The organism is Pseudomonas sp. HAR-UPW-AIA-41, from assembly GCF_002304225.1.
In the GTDB taxonomy this organism is placed as follows: Bacteria; Pseudomonadota; Gammaproteobacteria; order Pseudomonadales; family Pseudomonadaceae; genus Aquipseudomonas.
Map to the genome: position 1 here is coordinate 326,062 of NZ_NSLB01000003.1, position 17,224 is coordinate 343,285.

The 17,224-nt window shown below is 64.5% G+C and carries 16 protein-coding genes; 11 read left to right on the forward strand and 5 right to left on the reverse strand.

The annotated features are described in order from the left end of the window. Positions 1–2: 2 nt before the first annotated feature. Genes CK486_RS08895 through CK486_RS08905 form a run of 3 tightly spaced genes read left to right on the forward strand, consistent with a single transcriptional unit; the run spans position 3 to position 5,156 of the window. Positions 3–890 carry a type II secretion system protein gene (locus tag CK486_RS08895; RefSeq protein ID WP_095939930.1) on the forward strand — a complete coding sequence of 296 codons (888 nt, stop codon included), beginning with the start codon at positions 3–5 and terminating at the stop codon, positions 888–890. Then, entirely contained in the window at positions 880–1,293 is a 414-nt protein-coding gene (locus tag CK486_RS08900; protein WP_095939931.1) for a hypothetical protein, read from the forward strand. Before CK486_RS08895 ends, CK486_RS08900 begins: the two co-directional genes overlap by 11 nt. Next, positions 1,293–5,156 (forward strand): DUF6701 domain-containing protein, encoded by a 3,864-nt coding sequence (locus CK486_RS08905; RefSeq protein WP_141248894.1) that lies wholly within the window; start codon positions 1,293–1,295, stop codon positions 5,154–5,156. Before CK486_RS08900 ends, CK486_RS08905 begins: the two co-directional genes overlap by 1 nt. Before the next feature lie 170 nt (positions 5,157–5,326). Here the strand turns inward: CK486_RS08905 and CK486_RS08910 are convergent, their stop codons facing one another. The 5 genes from CK486_RS08910 to CK486_RS08930 all read right to left on the reverse strand — a co-directional run bounded on the left by CK486_RS08910 (position 5,327) and on the right by CK486_RS08930 (position 9,376). Next, complete coding sequence (locus CK486_RS08910; protein WP_095939933.1) at positions 5,327–6,301, reverse strand: serine/threonine protein kinase; 975 nt, start codon at positions 6,299–6,301, stop codon at positions 5,327–5,329. 43 nt (positions 6,302–6,344) lie between these two features. Next, a complete protein-coding gene (gene modB / locus CK486_RS08915; RefSeq protein WP_095939934.1) occupies positions 6,345–7,037 on the reverse strand; it encodes a molybdate ABC transporter permease subunit in 693 nt (230 codons plus the stop codon). Further along, positions 7,024–7,761, reverse strand: a complete 738-nt coding sequence (modA, locus tag CK486_RS08920) for a molybdate ABC transporter substrate-binding protein (protein WP_095939935.1) — start codon at positions 7,759–7,761, stop codon at positions 7,024–7,026. Before modA ends, modB begins: the two co-directional genes overlap by 14 nt. Positions 7,762–7,795: 34 nt before the next feature. Continuing rightward, positions 7,796–8,554 carry a TOBE domain-containing protein gene (locus CK486_RS08925; protein WP_095939936.1) on the reverse strand — a complete coding sequence of 253 codons (759 nt, stop codon included), beginning with the start codon at positions 8,552–8,554 and terminating at the stop codon, positions 7,796–7,798. Between the two features lie 72 nt (positions 8,555–8,626). Next, complete coding sequence (locus CK486_RS08930; protein ID WP_095939937.1) at positions 8,627–9,376, reverse strand: ComF family protein; 750 nt, start codon at positions 9,374–9,376, stop codon at positions 8,627–8,629. 70 nt (positions 9,377–9,446) lie between these two features. Here CK486_RS08930 and bioB point away from each other — a divergent pair, with 70 nt between their 5' ends. The 8 genes from bioB (at position 9,447) to CK486_RS08975 (ending at position 17,221) form a co-directional block, all read left to right on the forward strand. Then, complete coding sequence (gene bioB / locus CK486_RS08935; protein ID WP_095939938.1) at positions 9,447–10,505, forward strand: biotin synthase BioB; 1,059 nt, start codon at positions 9,447–9,449, stop codon at positions 10,503–10,505. A gap of 13 nt (positions 10,506–10,518) precedes the next feature. After that, the gene (gene bioF / locus CK486_RS08940; RefSeq protein ID WP_095939939.1) at positions 10,519–11,703 is read left to right on the forward strand and encodes an 8-amino-7-oxononanoate synthase; all 1,185 of its coding nucleotides are present in this window, start codon (positions 10,519–10,521) and stop codon (positions 11,701–11,703) included. After that, positions 11,696–12,427, forward strand: coding sequence for an alpha/beta fold hydrolase (locus CK486_RS08945; RefSeq protein ID WP_095939940.1), 732 nt, complete (start codon positions 11,696–11,698; stop codon positions 12,425–12,427). The genes bioF and CK486_RS08945 overlap by 8 nt, the downstream gene beginning before the upstream one ends. After that, on the forward strand, positions 12,420–13,238 hold the full coding sequence (gene bioC, locus CK486_RS08950; RefSeq protein ID WP_095939941.1) for a malonyl-ACP O-methyltransferase BioC: 819 nt from the start codon (positions 12,420–12,422) through the stop codon (positions 13,236–13,238). The genes CK486_RS08945 and bioC overlap by 8 nt, the downstream gene beginning before the upstream one ends. Before the next feature lie 2 nt (positions 13,239–13,240). Then, positions 13,241–13,945 (forward strand): dethiobiotin synthase, encoded by a 705-nt coding sequence (gene bioD / locus CK486_RS08955; protein WP_095939942.1) that lies wholly within the window; start codon positions 13,241–13,243, stop codon positions 13,943–13,945. A 223-nt stretch (positions 13,946–14,168) separates the two neighbouring features. After that, positions 14,169–14,426: a hypothetical protein gene (locus CK486_RS08965; protein WP_095939943.1), complete on the forward strand. Its 258-nt coding sequence runs from the start codon at positions 14,169–14,171 to the stop codon at positions 14,424–14,426. Positions 14,427–14,468: 42 nt separating this feature from the next. Beyond that, positions 14,469–15,257 carry a putative metalloprotease CJM1_0395 family protein gene (locus CK486_RS08970; RefSeq protein ID WP_095939944.1) on the forward strand — a complete coding sequence of 263 codons (789 nt, stop codon included), beginning with the start codon at positions 14,469–14,471 and terminating at the stop codon, positions 15,255–15,257. A gap of 158 nt (positions 15,258–15,415) precedes the next feature. Continuing rightward, on the forward strand, positions 15,416–17,221 hold the full coding sequence (locus tag CK486_RS08975) for a phenylacyl-CoA dehydrogenase (protein WP_095939945.1): 1,806 nt from the start codon (positions 15,416–15,418) through the stop codon (positions 17,219–17,221). Positions 17,222–17,224 lie beyond the last annotated feature (3 nt).

A 17,224-nucleotide genomic window follows, 5' to 3' on the forward strand; every position in this document is an offset into this window, starting at 1 on the left:
GCATGCGCCGTTCAACCAGCACAGGGTTCACGTTGGTCGAGCTGATCATGGTGATTGCCATCGCCGGTATCGTCGCAGTGATGATCAGCTCTGTGCTGTCGCGGCCGCTGGAGGGCTTCGTCGGCCAGAGCCGGCGTGCCGAACTGGTGGACCTGGCGGCCACCTCGCTCAACCGCGTGGCGCGCGATGTGCGCCTGGCAGTGCCCAACTCGTTGCGCGTTTCGACCGATGGCCTGGCGCTGGAGCTGCTGCTGATTCACAGCGCGGCGCGTTACCGGCCGAACCGGGTTGGCAGCGACGGTCTGCGCTTTTCCTCGGCCGCCGCCGGCAGCTGCGGCAGCAGCACCGCGGATGGCGGCTGCAACAACTTCCAGTTGCTGGATGCCACGCTGAATCCGGCCGGGGCCAACTGGCTGGTGCTGTACAACGTGGGGGCCGAATCCGGCGGCGTCCCGACGCCCGGCTCTAATGTCTGGGCGCCGGCCAACCCCGGGGTGATCACGCCCACCGGCATCACTTTTTCCGTGCAGGCCGGTGCGCCGGCGAATGAGCAGCTGATCGCGCTGAATAATCTGCCGTCCGGCGGATTCCGTTTTGCCCTGGCCTCACCGCAGCGGCGTATTTATCTGGCTGAACGTGTGGTGGGTTATCGCTGCAGCGGCGGTCAACTGGTGCGCTACAGCTACACAGCGCTCAACAGCAGTATCCCCGCGACCCCGCCTGCCGGCTCGAATCCACAGCCGCTGGCGTCGCAGGTCAGTGGCTGCCGCTTTACCTACCAGCCCGGCACCACCCAGCGTGCGGGCCTGCTGACCATGAGCCTGACCATCAGTGAGGAGGGCGAGAACCTTGAGTTGCTGCAACAGGTGCACGTCGACAATGCGCCCTGAAGTGCGGGGCCGGCAGCAGGGTTTCGGTCTGGTGGCGGCGCTGTTCGTCATCATCGTGATCACCCTGGTGATCGCAGCGATGGCGCGCCTGTCGACTACGCAGCACGGCAGCAACAGCCTGGCCCTGCAGCAAGCGCGCGCCTATCAGGCCGCCCGCGCCGGACTGGAATGGGGCATTAGCAGCGCCGTCAATGCCGGCAGCTGCAGCAACAGCGGCGTGAGCATGGCCGGCGGCGGGTTGAGCGAGTTCACGGTCAGCCTGACCTGCAGCAGCACCAGCCATACCGATGAGGATGGTTCCAGCCTGACCATCTACCGGCTCACCGCTCAGGCGCAGAACGGCGCCCCAGGCAGTCGACCGGATTATGCCTACCGTCGTTTGACGGCATCAGTGGAGCGCTGATGATGTGGCGAGTGCTGTATGGTCTTCTGTTGCTGGTGCCCGTCCTGGCGCAGGCAGCGACCTATACCTTCAATGTAGGCACCATCAACCCTGCAAACCCGGTGGTCAGCACTTCCGTTGCTGGCTCTTCCATCTGCAGTGGAGCCTGGAGCCGATCCGGCACCAGCGGGGCTTTCGTCTTTACCTGTAATGGAGACGTCAGCACGCTGTCCGGCGACGTACTGACCATCTCGGCCAACAACGTCAGCATTAATGTGGTGGCTACGAGTGCCATGGCATTGAACAGCACCAGTGTGGGTACCGCGACCCGGGTTATCAGCGTGCAAACCAGTTTCGGCAATCTGACGGCGACCGGCAGCAACACGATCACCGGCTCCGTGGTCTCGGGCAGCGGGGCCATCAACCTGGCCGGTACGGTCGTGTCCGGTTCGATCAGCGGCACTTCGAGCACCATCAGCCTGACAGGCGGCAGTGTGGTAGGCAATGTCACCAGTAATGGGGCGATCACCACCAATGGCACAACGGTCGGCGGTACCCTGACCAGCAACAACGGCACAGTCAGCCTGACCGGTGGTTCGGTTGCCGGGCTGGTTACCAGCGGTTGCTGCAGTGTGACCTCGACCAACACCAACCTCAGCGGCGGCGCGCGTTCCAACTCGGGTTCGTTGCAGATCACAGGAGGCACTATTCAGGGGCCTTTCTTCGCGGGGAATAATCCGGCGACCTTTTCCGGTGTGACCATGACGTCCGGTTCCGTGACCGGTGCCAGCGGTATCACCTTTACCAACAGCCTGGTGGGTGGCGCCAGCACGCCAGTGACGCTGACCTCGGTCAGCAACGAAATTACCCTGAACAACACAACGGTGTTTGGCAACCTGACGGCACCGGGATTTTCCACCGTGCGGGTCAACAGCCCCAGCAAGGTTTACGGCACCTGCCTGCCTAACTCCACACCGGCCAATGCGTGCATCACCAATCCGGCCACGACCTGTTTCACCGATAATTTCAATCGCAGCGCTTTGGGGGGGGATTGGGTGGTTTCTGCCAAGGTGGCTGCACATTTGCCGACAATTGTCAGTAATCGCATGCGACTGACGCCCAATGCAGGTACGGTCTCGACAGTTTCGACCTTGCAACGCCTGTTTCCCGCCGCCAGCAACTTTGTGCAGGTGCAGTTCCGGCACTATGCCTATGGCGGCAGTGGCGCCGATGGGATCGCTGTCGTGTTGTCGGATGCATCAGTAACGCCTCAGCCCGGTGCTGACGGTGGGCCGCTGGGTTACGGGACCAAAGGCGGCTCAAATGTCGGCTTTGCCGGTGGCTGGCTGGGCGTGGGTATCGATGAGTTTGGTAACTTTTCCACAGAGGGCAGCGTCAGCCCAACGCCCCCGGGGCCAGGCCGGCGACCGGATTCGGTGGCTATTCGCGGTTCGGGGTCTGGCAATACCGGTTACCAATACATAAACGGTACCAATACGCCTGCTTTAAATCCCGGGATCGATGTGTCGGGGGCGACGCCAGGGCCTGGCTTTCTCTACCGGATTACCGTAGATGGCCGGGATCCAGCCAAGGCCTTGGTTACGGTGGAACGTGATACGGGGTCTGGGTTTGTGGTCTTGCCCAATCTCAACGCGGTCAATGTCCTGGCTGCCACGGGACAGGCGGCTTTGCCGGCAAACTTCTTTCTCTCGCTGACCGGTTCCACCGGCGGGTCGACCAATTTTCACGAACTCGATGATCTTCAGGTTTGTGCTGCTGAGATTAATCTGATCGGTCAGCAGATTGATCATTTCGAGCTCTCCCATGCGGGCAACGCTCTGACCTGCACCCCGCTGGCGGTGACGGTGAAGGCCTGTATGGACAGTGCCGTGCCCTGTACCACGCCCTATACCGGTACCAATCCGCCCTTGAGCGCGGTGCTCAGCCCGGCTGGCTGGAGCGGACTGACCTTCAGTGGCGGCATCGCCAATGCCCAGTTGGCCGTCCGTACGGCTGGAACGGTGCGCATGAGTGCGGTGTCCAGCACCCCGCCGCTCAAAGCCTTATCGCAGACCCGTTGCAAGACCGGCAACGGTGCTTGGGGTACCGGTGCTGCCTGTGATGTGGTGTTTGCCGACAGCGGGTTTATCTTCGATGTGCCCAATACCTTGGCGGCCAAGCCGACCGCAGCGACGCTGCGCGCAGTGAAAAAAGATGACGCCACCCAGGCCTGTGTTCCGGGTTTCAGTAATGGAATACGCAGTGTGCAGTTCAGCCGCAGCTACACCAATCCGGCGAGCGGTACTTTGCCGGTGCAGGTCAACGGCAGTGCCGTGACCAGCAACACCGATGTCAGCCTGAGCTTTGATGACACGGCCAGTGCGCCTTTGACAGTGCAGTACGCCGATGCCGGACTGATAACGCTTGATGCCCGTTATGCGCCCACCTCCGGCACTGATGCTGGTTTGGTGATGACAGGCTCCGATCAGTTTGTCAGCAAACCCTACGGCCTGCTGCTGCAGACCGACACGGCGGCGAGTTGCACGGCAGCCGATATCAGTTGTCCGCTGTACCCGGGCGGGGTACGGGCCGGTGATCCGTTCAGCCTGCGAATCAAGGCGGTCGCCTGGCAAGACGGAGATGCCCTTACAGCAGAAGCGCTGGCAGACAACAGTGTGACCCCCAACTTCCAGTTGAACGGCATTGCCCTGGCCAGCCAGGTGCAGGGGCCTGTCGGCGGTAGCAATGGCACGCTGGGGGTGAGCAGCTACAACCATCTGCTGGGTAGCCTGGCTACGGGTAATCAGACCGAGGTCAGCCAGTCGATCTCCGAGGTAGGCGTGTTCAGAATCGCCGCCACGCCGCCGGCCAATGCCTATTTCGGTGAGACGGTCAGTGCCACGGTGAGCGGTCTGGTCGGCCGTTTTGCCCCGGCCTTCCTGCGGGCCAGTGGTGAGGCGGCGCTGACGACGTCCTGCGGCAGCGCCTTCAGCTACCAGGGGCAGCCGATGGCCTTTGCCACTGGGCAGGATCCACGGCTGACGGTGACAGCGTTCAACCGCCAGGACGGGGTGACCGGCAACTATGACCGGGGTAGCTTCTGGCGTCTGAGTCTGCCGGGACGAGACGACTACCGGTCTGTCACCGGCAAGGCCAGCCTGGATACTCCCGGGCGTCTGCTGGCTCAGGGAACTCTGGCCATCAGTCAGAGCGGGGCGGACGGTGGCGATGGTGCGCGGACCTGGCGCTGGAGTGGTGAGCAGTTGCTGTACGCGCCGGCCACGGTGCCGCTGGCCGATGATCTGCCGTTCAATGCGGCCATCCGTCAGGGCTTCAGCGCCTCGGCCCTGACCGATGCCGATGGTGCCTGCGTCGGCAATGGCAGCAGCTGTCAGACCTACAGCTATGACTTTTCCGGCAGTCAGGTGCGCCTGGGACGTCTGTCCATCGGCAATGCCCATGGCTCCGAGCTTCAGCCACTGGCGCTGCCGCTGCGTCTGGAGAGCTGGCAGGGCAGCAGCACGGGGCTGTTCCAGCTGGAACGCGCGGATACCTGCACGGCGGCCGTGCTGGGGCAACCCCAGCTGGGCACTCCTACGGGCAATCTCAGTGTGGGTGACACCACGGCCAGCCTCTCCTCGCCCGCGCTGACGGAGGCACAGGGGGTAATCACCCTGACCGCCCCAGGGGCGGGCAACGACGGCTCGGTGCCGGTCGGTCTGCCCACGCCAACTGCCTGTATTGCCGGGCAAGCCAACTGCCTGCCGGACTGGCTCTGGTACGACTGGCGAGGCGCCGGGCGTGAGGCGCCGCAGGGGCTGGCGACCTTCGGTGTCTATCGGGGTGCCGAGCCACTGATTTTCCGGCGCGAGCTGTATCGCTGAAACGACTGAGGCCACCCCGTGGGGTGGCCTCAGTGCTGGCGATAAAAAAGGGAATCCCCGGCCTGCCTGTACCAAGGTCCCCGAAACTGGAAGAGCTGCTGCTCGGTTGCTTAAGCCTATGCAGCCCGTGTGCCAGTTTTATGAAAGCGCAGAACCGAGCCCTGAAAAAATCAGAACAATTGCAGCGGCGCTTCGTCCAGAGCGGCCAGTTGCTCGCGTAGAGCCAGGACCTGATCGCCCCAGTAGCGTTCGTTGGCGAACCAGGGAAAGCTCATGGGGAAGGCCGGGTCGTCCCAGCGACGGGCCAGCCATGCACTGTAATGGAGCAGGCGCAGGCTTCTCAGGCCCTCGATCAGGGCCAGTTCACGCGGGTCGAAGTTGTGGAACTCCTGATAACCCTCTATCAGCTCACTGAGCTGGCTCAGGCGCTCCTGCCGTTCGCCGGCCAGCATCATCCACAGGTCCTGCACGGCCGGGCCCATGCGGCAGTCGTCGAGGTCGACCATGTGGAAGGCTTCGTCGCGGTACAGCAGGTTCCCCGGGTGGCAGTCGCCATGCAGGCGGATGGTTGTGTAGCGCACGCTGGCGAACAGCGCATCCAGCCGCGCCAGCAGATCGCGGGCGACCGATTCGTAGGCCGGGCGCAGGCTGGCCGGGAGAAAGCCGCTGTCCAGTACGCAGGCGAGTGACAGGTGGCCGAAGTTCTCGACTGTCATGGTTTCGCGGTGCTGGAACGGCCGGCTGGCACCGACACCGTGCAGGCGGCCGAGCAACTGGCCGAGGCGGTACAGCTGATCCAGATTGCCCGGCTCCGGCGCATGACCGCCGCGCCGCGGGAACAGGGCAAAGCGGAAACCGGCATGTTCGAACAGGCTCTCGCCATCGCGCAGCAAGGGGGCCACCACCGGTATCTCATGTTCGGCCAGTTCCAGGCTGAAGGCATGTTCCTCGCGGATGGCCGCATCGCTCCAGCGCCCGGGGCGGTAGAACTTGGCGATCAGCGGGGTCTCGCCTTCGATGCCGACCTGATAGACGCGGTTCTCGTAGCTGTTGAGGGCCAATACCCGCGCATCGCTGAGGTAACCGAGGCTTTCTACGGCATCCAGCACCAGGTCGGGACTGAGGGTGGCAAAGGGGTGGGTCATGGCCGGCTCCAGTGGCGGGGCCGCCAGTCTAGCAGGCTGCTGGTTAGTCGCGCGGTGCGGGGGCGGCTCGGCGCTGGGCACCCAGGCCATAGACCAGCAGCAGAAGGAAGAACGACAGGCCGAGCATGATGGCCGCCAGTTGATGGGCCTGGGCGTAGCGCGAGGCTTCGACATGCTGGAACAGGGCGATAGACACCACCTGGGTTTCTCCCGGAATGCTGCCGCCGAGCATCAGCACCACGCCGAATTCACCCAGCGTGTGGGCAAAACCCAGGGTGGCGGCGACCAGCAGGCCACGCCGCAGCAGGGGCAGGGTGATGCGCCACAGGCGCTGCCAGCGGTTGGCACCGAGGCTGGCGGCCGACTCCAGCAGATTGACCGGGATCTCGCGCAGGGCGACGGTCAGCGGCTGCACGACGAAGGGCAGCGAATAGATCACCGAGCCCAGCACCAGTCCGGAAAAGCTGAAGGCCAGTGGCTGGCCGCTCAGCCATTGCCAGCTGCTGCCGAGCAGCGTCTGCGGGGCGAACAGCACCAGCAGGTAAAAGCCCAGCACCGTGGGCGGCAGAACCAGCGGCAGAGCCAGCACGGCGTCCAGTACCCGACGCAGCGGCGTTTCCCGGCGCACCCGCCAGACCGCCAGAGGCAGGCCGATCAGCAGCAGGAGTGCAGTGGACAGGCCGGCCAGTTGCAGGCTGATGCCCACCGCTTGCCAGTCGGCGTTACTCAGCAGCACAGCCGGGCTCTCCGGGCAGGATGTAACCGGCGTTCTTCAGCGTGCTCTGCTGCGCCTCGAAGAACTGCAGGAAGTCTTCTGCCAGCGCCGCACGCGTGCCGGTGGCCAGCAGGATGCGCTTCTGCAGCAGGGGCCTGTACAGCGTATCGGCGAGCGCGGCGTACTGGCCGGCGGGGATCTGGCTGGCGCGCAACTGGCTCAGCGCGACCAGGCCGGCGGGGGCATTGCCACTGGAGACGAACTGGTAGGCCTGGCCGATGTCCTGGGCATACACCAGGCGTGGCTGCACGGCCTGCAACTGGCCGCTGCGCTCCAGGGCCTGCAGGGCAGCCTTGCCGTAGGGCGCGGTGTCCGGCTGGGCAATGGCCAGCTTGCCGGCGGGCAGAGCGTTGAGGTCGGGGCGGTGGCGTGGCGTCCACAGGGCCAGGCGTCCGCAGGCGTAACTGTGCGCGCCCTGGCCGATGCCCGCGGCGACCAGTTGCTGCGGGCGCTCGGCGTCGGCGGAGAAGAACAGGTCGAAAGGCGCTCCACGGCGGATCTGCTCGAAGAATGCGCCACTGGAGCCACCCGCCAGTTGCACGGGTTGGCCGCCGTGCTGCTGGTAGTCGTGGGTGATCCGCTCCATCACCGGTAGCAGGTTGGCCGCGACGGCAATGCGCAGCGGATCGGCGGCCTGCGCGTGCAGGGTCAGGCTGAGCAGGGCGGTGGTGAGCAAAAAACGCATGATCAAGGCTCTCTGCGGTCAGGAGGGGCGGCGCTCAGAACTGGCGACCGATCAGTACCTGGCTCGGGCTGACCTGGGCCAGTACCGGGCTGTTGAGGGTGAGTTGCTCGGCCTGTAGCTGCGCGGCCTGGGTCAGGGCACACAGGGACTGGCCGCCGCTCAGACGGATGTGCACTTCACAGCTGTCGTCCCCGTTCACAATCTGTTCGATATGGCCGCTCAACTGGTTGTCCTCCATGCTGGTCGTGGCAGCGGGGCTCAGCTTCAGCCAGCCGGCCTTGAACAGGGCGACCACGTTGCTGCCCGGCTGCAGGTGCAGGCGCAGGGTGCTGTCGTGGGTGATCTGCGCTTGCAGGCAGGCGCCGCCCGGCAGCTCGATGTCGATCAGGTCGTTGCCGCCGCTGGGGTGAATGGCGCGCACCCAGCCGCTCAGCTGATTGCGGGCGCTGGTGTGCAGCATCAGGCGGCCGAGCAGCTGCAGGTCGCTGTCGTGCTCGGCGGCCTGCAGCACCTGGGCCTGCAGCGCTTCCAGGCGCTGGTACAGCTGCAGCAGACGCTCGCCTTGCGCGGACAGGCGCGCGCCACCGCCGCCACGGCCGCCGACGCTGCGCTCCACCAGTGGCGTGGCCGCCAGGTTGTTGAGTTCCTCGATGGCATCCCAGGCGGCCTTGTAACTCAGACCGGCTGCCTTGGCCGCGCGGGTGATCGAGCCCTGCTCGGCGATCTGCTGCAGCAGGGCGATCCGCTGGGGCCGCCGGGCGACGTGCTGGGCGAGGGTGGTCAACAGGCTCATCGGGATTCGCCGTATAGATTGGTATATAGCGCTATACCCTGAGCGATCGCGCCGGGCGGGTCAATTACCTCTTTAGGCGTAACCCGGGCGGGGCGTGCGCGCCAGGCAGTAGATGTCCACCCGCGCCGCGCCTGCTTTGAGCAACAGGCGCGCCAGGCTGGTGGCGGTGGCGCCAGTGGTCAGCACGTCATCCACCAGTGCCAGATGCAGGCCCTGCACCTCGGCCTGCCCGGCCAGGGCGAAGGCGTGACGCAGGTTGCGCTGGCGCTGGGCGGCATCCAGGTTCTGCTGCGCCGGCGTGTCCTGCACACGTTGCAGCCAGGCTGCCTGCTGCTTCAGCTGCAGTTCGCCGGCCAGCCAGCCGGCGAGCATCGCCGCCTGATTGAAGCCACGCTGGCGCAGGCGCTGCCGGCTCAGTGGCACGGGGAGCAGCAGATCCGGGCGCGGCAGGCCTTCGCTGAATGCATGCTGCAGGTGATGTGACATCAGACTGGCCAGCAGGCGTCCCATGGGCCATTGCGCCTGATGCTTGAAGCGGGTGATCAGGCTGTCCAGCGGGAAGGCATAGCGCCAGACCGCCTCGACCCGGTTGAAGGGCGGTGGTTTGCGCAGGCAGGCGCCGCAGGTCAGTGAGCTGCCCTCTGGCGTGCCTGTCAGCGGCAGGGCGCACACCGCACAGTGCGCGCCGAGCCAGGGCAGCTCTGCTTCACAGGCCGCACACAGCGGTGGGCCGGCTTCGGCCGGCTCATCGCAGAGCAGGCAGGGTTGTTTGTTTTTTGTCCAGTTGTAAACCTGATATTGCCGGGCTGGTTGACAGCGCATGGTGCTTCCCTGACGATGCCTGCATCCGTGTTGCGATCAGCCTAGCAGCCAACGAATAAGGAATACCCCGATGAGTGCCAGCACTGCCTCCGTTACCCGTCACGACTGGACCCTGGCCGAGGTCAAGGCGTTGTTCGAGCAACCGTTCAACGACCTGCTGTTCCAGGCGCAGACCGTGCACCGTGCGCACTTCGACCCGAACCGCGTGCAGGTTTCCACCCTGCTGTCGATCAAGACCGGCGCCTGTCCCGAGGACTGCAAGTACTGCCCGCAGTCCGGCCACTACAACACCGGCCTGGACAAGGAAAAGCTGATGGAGGTGGAGAAGGTGCTCAAGGCGGCCGCCGAGGCCAAGGCCATCGGCTCCACCCGCTTCTGCATGGGCGCGGCGTGGAAGCACCCGTCGGCCAAGGACATGCCCTACGTGCTGAAGATGGTCGAGGGCGTGAAGGCGCTGGGTCTGGAAACCTGCATGACCCTGGGCAAGCTCGACAAGGAGCAGACTCAGGCGCTGGCCGCCGCCGGCCTCGACTACTACAACCACAACCTGGATACCTCGCCGGAGTTCTACGGCAACATCATCACCACCCGCACTTACAGCGAGCGTCTGCAGACCCTCGCTTATGTGCGCGAGGCTGGGATGAAGATCTGCTCCGGCGGCATTCTCGGCATGGGCGAGTCGCTGGACGATCGCGCCGGCCTGCTGATCCAGCTGGCCAACCTGCCGGAGCATCCGGAGTCCGTGCCGATCAACATGCTGGTCAAGGTCAAGGGCACGCCGCTGGCCGAGGAGCAGGATGTCGATCCGTTCGACTTCATCCGCATGCTGGCCGTGGCGCGGATCATGATGCCCAAATCCCATGTGCGCCTGTCCGCCGGGCGCGAGGCGATGAACGAGCAGATGCAGGCCCTGGCCTTTATGGCCGGCGCCAATTCGATCTTCTACGGCGAGAAGCTGCTGACCACGGCCAACCCGCAGGCCGACAAGGACATGGCCCTGTTCAAGCGCCTCGGCATCAAGCCGGAAGAGCGCGAGGAGCATGCCGACGAGGTGCATCAGGCCGCCATCGAGCAGGCTCTGGCCGAGCAGCGCGACTCCAAGCTGTTCTACAACGCCGCGTCGGCCTGAGCCGGGGCCGCCGATGGCCTTTGATCTCGCCACGCGCCTGGCCGACCGCCGTGCTGCCCACCTGTTCCGCCAGCGCCCGTTGCTGGAAGGGCCGCAGGGCGTCGAGGTGCGCGTCGATGGCCAGTCGCTGCTGGCCTTCTGCTCCAACGATTATCTGGGCCTGGCCAATCACCCCGAGGTGATTGCGGCTCTGCGTGCCGGCGCCGAGCAGTGGGGCGTTGGCGGCGGTGCCTCGCACCTGGTGATCGGCCACAGCACGCCGCATCACGAACTGGAAGAGGCGCTGGCCGAGTTCACCGGACGTCCGCGAGCGCTGCTGTTCTCCACCGGCTACATGGCCAATTTGGCCGCCGTCACCGCCCTTGTCGGGCAGGGTGATACGGTTCTTGAAGACCGCCTCAATCATGCCTCCCTGCTGGATGCGGGGCTGCTGTCCGGCGCGCGTTTTTCGCGCTACCTGCACAATGACGCCGCCAGTCTGGCCGGACGCCTGGAGAAGTCCACGGGCAATACCCTGGTGGTCACCGATGGCGTGTTCAGCATGGACGGCGACCTCGCTGACCTGCCGGCGCTGTGCGCCGAGGCACGTCGAAAAAAGGCCTGGGTGATGGTTGATGATGCCCACGGCTTTGGCCCGCTGGGCGCCAATGGTGGCGGCATCGTCGAGCATTTCGGTCTGGGGCTGGATGACGTGCCGGTATTGGTCGGCACCTTGGGCAAGGCCTTCGGCACCGCTGGTGCCTTTGTTGCCGGCAGCGAGGAACTGATCGAGACGCTGATCCAGTTCGCCCGCCCCTACATCTACACCACCAGCCAGCCGCCGGCGGTGGCCTGCTCCACCCTCAAGAGCCTTGAGTTGCTGCGGAGTGAAGGCTGGCGGCGTGATCATCTGAACGCACTGATTGCCCGTTTCCGTCAGGGCGCGGCCGAGATCGGTCTGATCCTGATGGACAGCCCGACGCCGATTCAGCCGATTCTGGTCGGCGACAGTGCGCGGGCCATGCAGTTGTCAGCCATGCTCAAGGAGCGCGGCCTGCTGGTCGGCGCCATCCGTCCGCCGACCGTGCCAGCCGGCAGTGCGCGTCTGCGCGTGACGCTCTCCGCCGCGCACAGCGAAGCGCAACTGGAGCGACTGTTGCAAGCGCTGGCCGAATGCTGGCCGCTGCTGGCACAACCCGAGGAGGGTGCCGATGCGTAACAAGCTAATTCTGCTGCCGGGCTGGGGGCTTGGGAGTCTGCCGCTGGAAGTGCTGGCCGAGGCCTTGCGCCGGCTGGACGAGCATCTGCTGGTGGAGATCGAGTCGCTGCCGGAGCTGGACAGTGGCGACAGCCGCGAATGGCTGCTGGAGCTGGACGAGCGTCTGCCGCCCTATACCTGGCTCGGTGGCTGGTCGTTGGGCGGCATGTTGGCCAGTGAGCTGGCGGCGCTGCGTGGCGAGCGTTGCTGCGGTCTGCTGACTTTGGCCAGCAACCCCTGCTTTGTGGCGCATGACGAATGGCCGCAAGGCATGCCGGAGGCCACCTTCAATGCGTTCTATCAGGGCTGCGAGGAAAATCCTGCCGCGACGCTGAAACGCTTCAGCCTGCTCTGCAGTCAGGGTGCCGCCGATCCGCGTGCTCTGGCGCGTCAGCTGAACATGGCGGCGCCGCATGCCAGCGCCGAGCAGTTGCTCGCCGGCCTGCAGGTGCTGGCCAACTTTGACAGCCGCGACGCCATCCAGCGTTACGCCGGGCCGCAGTTGCATCTTTTCGCTGCAGGCGATGAGCTGGTGCCGGCGGAAGTGGCCGAGGCATTGCTGGCATTGCAGCCGGATATCGAAGTCGGTCTGCTGGAGGCAGGCAGTCATGCCTTCCCGCTGGAGCGGCCGCATGAGGTAGCGGCGGCCATCGATGCTTTCCTCACCGAGGTGCGCGATGACTGATGCCCTGCGTTCGGCCGAAGTGGGGCACGGCGGGCTGCCGGACAAGCGTCAGGTGGCGGCGTCGTTCTCCCGTGCAGCGGCTAGCTACGATGCCGTGGCGGAGCTGCAGCGCACTGTGGGTCAGCAGCTGCTGAACGCGCTGCCTGCCGATTGCCAGGTGCAGCAGTGGCTCGACCTGGGCTGCGGCACCGGCTATTTCAGTCGCGAGCTGGCGCAGCGCTTCCCGACGGCGCAGGGCATGGCGCTGGATATCGCCGAGGGCATGCTGCGACATGCGCGCCCGCTGGGTGGTGCCAGGCTGTTTGTCGCGGGTGATGCGGAGCAACTGCCGCTGCGCAGTGCCAGCCAGCAGTTGATCTTCTCCAGCCTGGCGCTGCAATGGTGCGGCGATTTCTCCTCGGTGCTGCGCGAGGCGCGGCGGGTGCTGCAGCCTGGCGGTGTGCTGGCCTTCAGCAGCCTGTGCGTGGGTACCCTGCAGGAGCTGCGCGACAGCTGGCAGGCGGTTGATGGCTTTGTTCACGTCAACCGCTTCCGCCGCTTCAGTGACTATCAGCACCTGTGCGCGGCCAGTGGCTTGAAAGTCCAGAGCCTGCAGCGCCGGGCCGAGGTGCTGCATTTTGCCGACCTACGCGAGCTGACCCGCTCGCTCAAGGACATCGGCGCACACAATCTCAATCCGGGGCGCCCGGACGGCCTGACCGGTCGTGCGCGGATTCGTGCTCTGGTCGAGGCTTACGAACAGTTCCGCCAACCCCAGGGGCTGCCGGCGACCTATCAGGTGGTCTACGGCATTTTGCGCAAGGACGTCTGACCGTGAACCAAGCATTCTTCGTGACCGGCACTGATACCGAGATCGGAAAAACCACCATTGCTGCGGGGCTGTTGCATGCGGCACGAATGGCGGGGCTCTCGACGGCAGCGGCCAAGCCGGTGGCATCGGGGTGCGAGCTGACCGAGGCGGGCTTGCGCAATGGCGATGCGCTGGCCCTGCAGGGTGAGTGCTCATTGCCGCTGCGCTATGACCAGGTCAACCCGCTGGCCTTCGCGCCGGCCATTGCTCCGCATCTGGCCGCCCGCGAGGTGGGTGTCGATCTGACGGTGGCATCCCTCGCCGAGCCGGTGCGGGCGGTGCTGGCGCTGGGGGCCGACTTCACGCTGGTCGAGGGCGCCGGTGGCTGGCGGGTGCCGCTGGCCGGTGAGCAGAGCCTGTCCGATCTGGCGATTGCCTTGCAGTTGCCGGTGATTCTGGTGGTGGGTGTGCGCCTGGGTTGTATCAATCATGCCCTGCTCAGTGCCGAGGCTATCCTGCGCGATGGTTTGCAGCTCGCCGGCTGGGTGGCCAATCTGGTCGATCAGCATACCTCCCGACTGGAAGATAATCTGGCCACCCTCCGCGAACGGCTGCCGGCACCTTGTTTGGGGTTTGTGCCTCATCTGTCTGCCGTGACGCCAGCGGCCGTTGCCGGCTATCTGCAACTGCCCGCCAGGCTTTGTACGAAAAGTGCCTGCGCTCGGTGATGCTGCGTTGAAATCGCTCTCAGAATGCTCATTTACAACTCGTAAACTGCGCTTCTTCGAGCGATTTCGCCTTGCCTGACCTTCGCTCGACGACTTTTCGTACAGAGCCTAGTGCATGACGTGCTATGAGGCGCGTTGCTCATAGCTAACTGTCTGTACAAAAAATGATCATGATCTGTTTGAATACTTACAGAGTCATTTTCTGTGTGCGGAGTAAACGGACATGCAAATTCCACCGAGTGCGTTCAGTTCCGGTCTGAGTGCTGTGCAGGGCGGTATGAATCGTGTCGCCGAGGCCGGTAGCGAGATTGCCCGCAACAGCCTGCCGGCACGGGAAAACCAAGCCGCGCCGCCTGCCGAGCCTGATCTGGCGACCAGTCTGGTTGAGCTGAAAGTGGGTGAGCGTGAAGCCGCTGCCGGTGCGCGAGTCATTGAAACGGCTGATCAGGTTCTCGGCACCCTGGTTGATATCCGCGCCTGAGCGCGAGCGTAGTTCTCTCAACACGAACGACAGGAGGCGAGCATGCAAATCAGCAGCGCGGCTTACCTGCCTTCGTATCTGCCGAGCAGTACCAGTCTGCCGGCCAGGCCGGTTTCGGCTGACTCCTCCCCTGATCTTGCCCGTGCTACCCAGGCACCGGTCACTCCCGTGCAGTCTCTCGATGCCCCGGGTGATGCGCGCACGCAGAGTCCAGCCGAGCAGGCGCAGAGCCCCCCCGATCAGGAGGCCGAGAGCCCGCGTGGGCGAGCCGGGAATGAAGAGCCCTCTGCCAGCCAGCGCCAGCGTGAAGAGCAGGAAAGCCGGCAGATTCAGAATCTGGCGGCGCGTGATCGTGAAGTACGCAGTCATGAGCAGGCGCATGCTGCGGTAGGAGGCCGCTATGCCGGGCCGCCGTCCTTCACTTATACCCGAGGCCCGGATGGCCAGGCCTATGCCACCAGTGGCGAGGTCAGCATCGACGTCAGCCCGATCCCCAATGATCCCGAAGCCACGCTGCGCAAGATGGAGCTGGTGCAACGGGCCGCGCTGGCGCCCGCGGAACCTTCGGCACAGGACCTGCGCGTAGCGGCCCAGGCCCAGGCGCTGGCGGCGCAGGCGCGGGCCGAGTTGAATCAGTTGCAGCGTGAACAGCAGGCAGCCGAACGGGCCGAACGCAATGAGCAGCGCCAGAAGACCGAGGAGGAGGAAACTGCCGCCAAGGAAAAACCGGAAAAGACCGAGCAGAGCCTGCCGCCAGCGCCTAGTCTTGAACTTTACCGTCGTCTCGCGGCCCTGCGAGAGCCGGCTGAAAACCTTGATATTGAGGTGTGATTCAGCCCCTTCTGGGTGCTTGACAAGGGGGGGGCGTAAACGTATGTTTCAAACGCCCGTTTGATCTGCGGCGACCTTGCGTGTCTGCAGACTCGGATAATCACTACTGACCGAATAACCGGTCGCCCACTTTGGATCTACCGCAGAGGTTTACTGCTATGCCTGATTACAAGGCCCCCTTGCGTGATATTCGCTTCGTACGTGACGAGCTGCTCGGCTATGAAGCGCACTATCAGAGCCTGCCGGCTTGCCAAGACGCCACTCCGGACATGGTCAATGCCATCCTGGAAGAAGGCGCCAAGTTCTGTGAGCAGGTGATTGCTCCGCTGAACCGTGTGGGTGACATCGAAGGTTGCACCTGGTCCCCGGAAGGCGTGAAGACTCCGACTGGCTTCAAGGAAGCCTACGACCAGTACGTTGAAGGCGGCTGGCCGAGCCTGGCCCACGACGTTGCCCACGGCGGTCAGGGTCTGCCGGAATCCCTTGGCCTGGTGCTGAGCGAGATGGTCGGTGAGGCCAACTGGTCCTGGGGCATGTACCCGGGCCTGAGCCACGGCGCCATGAACACTCTGGATGCCCACGGCACCGAAGAGCAGAAGCACACCTACCTGACCAAGCTGGTCTCCGGTGAGTGGACTGGCACCATGTGCCTGACCGAGCCGCATTGCGGTACCGACCTGGGCATGCTGCGCACCAAGGCAGAGCCGCAGGCTGATGGTTCCTACAAGGTTTCCGGCACCAAGATCTTCATCTCCGCCGGTGAGCACGACATGTCCGCCAACATCGTGCACATCGTGCTGGCCCGTCTGCCCGACGCTCCGCAGGGCACCAAGGGTATCTCCCTGTTCATCGTGCCGAAGTTCAACGTCAATGCCGATGGCAGCGTTGGTTCGCGCAACGCCGTTTCCTGTGGCTCGATCGAGCACAAGATGGGTATCCACGGCAACGCCACCTGCGTCATGAACTTCGACGGCGCTACCGGCTACCTGATCGGCCCGGCCAACAAAGGCCTGAACTGCATGTTCACCTTCATGAACACTGCCCGTCTGGGTACTGCTCTGCAGGGTCTGGCTCACGCTGAAATTGCCTTCCAGGGCGGCATCAAGTATGCCCGCGAGCGTCTGCAGATGCGTTCCCTGACCGGCCCGAAAGCTCCGGAAAAAGCCGCTGACCCGATCATCGTCCACCCGGACGTGCGTCGCATGCTGCTGACCATGAAAGCCTTCGCCGAAGGCAACCGTGCGATGGTGTACTTCACCGCCAAGCAGGTTGACATCGTCAAGTACAGCCAGAACGAAGAAGAGAAGAAAGCCGCTGATGCCATGCTGGCCTTCCTGACTCCGATCGCCAAGGCGTTCATGACCGAAGTCGGCTTCGAAGCCGCCAACCACGGCGTGCAGATCTACGGTGGCCACGGCTTCATCGCCGAGTGGGGCATGGAGCAGAACGTGCGTGACAGCCGTATCTCCTGCCTGTACGAAGGCACCACCGGCGTTCAGGCTCTCGACCTGCTGGGCCGTAAGGTTCTGATGACCCAGGGCGAAGCGCTGAAGGGCTTCACCAAGATCGTTCACAAGTTCTGCCAGGCCAACGAAGCCAACGAAGCCATCAAGGGCCTCGTTGCACCGCTGGCTCAGTTGAACAAAGAGTGGGGCGATCTGACCATGAAGGTCGGCATGGCTGCCATGAAGGACCGCGAAGAAGTCGGCGCCGCTTCGGTGGACTACCTGATGTACTCCGGCTACGCCTGCCTGGCTTACTTCTGGGCCGACATGGCTCGCCTGGCCGCCGAGAAGCTGGCCGCCGGTACTGAAGACGCTGCCTTCTACAAGGCCAAGCTGCAGACCGCGCGCTTCTACTTCGAGCGCATCCTGCCGCGTACCCGTACCCACGTTGCTGCCATGCTGTCCGGCGCCAGCAACCTGATGGATATGGCCGAGGAAGACTTCGCTCTGGGCTACTAATCC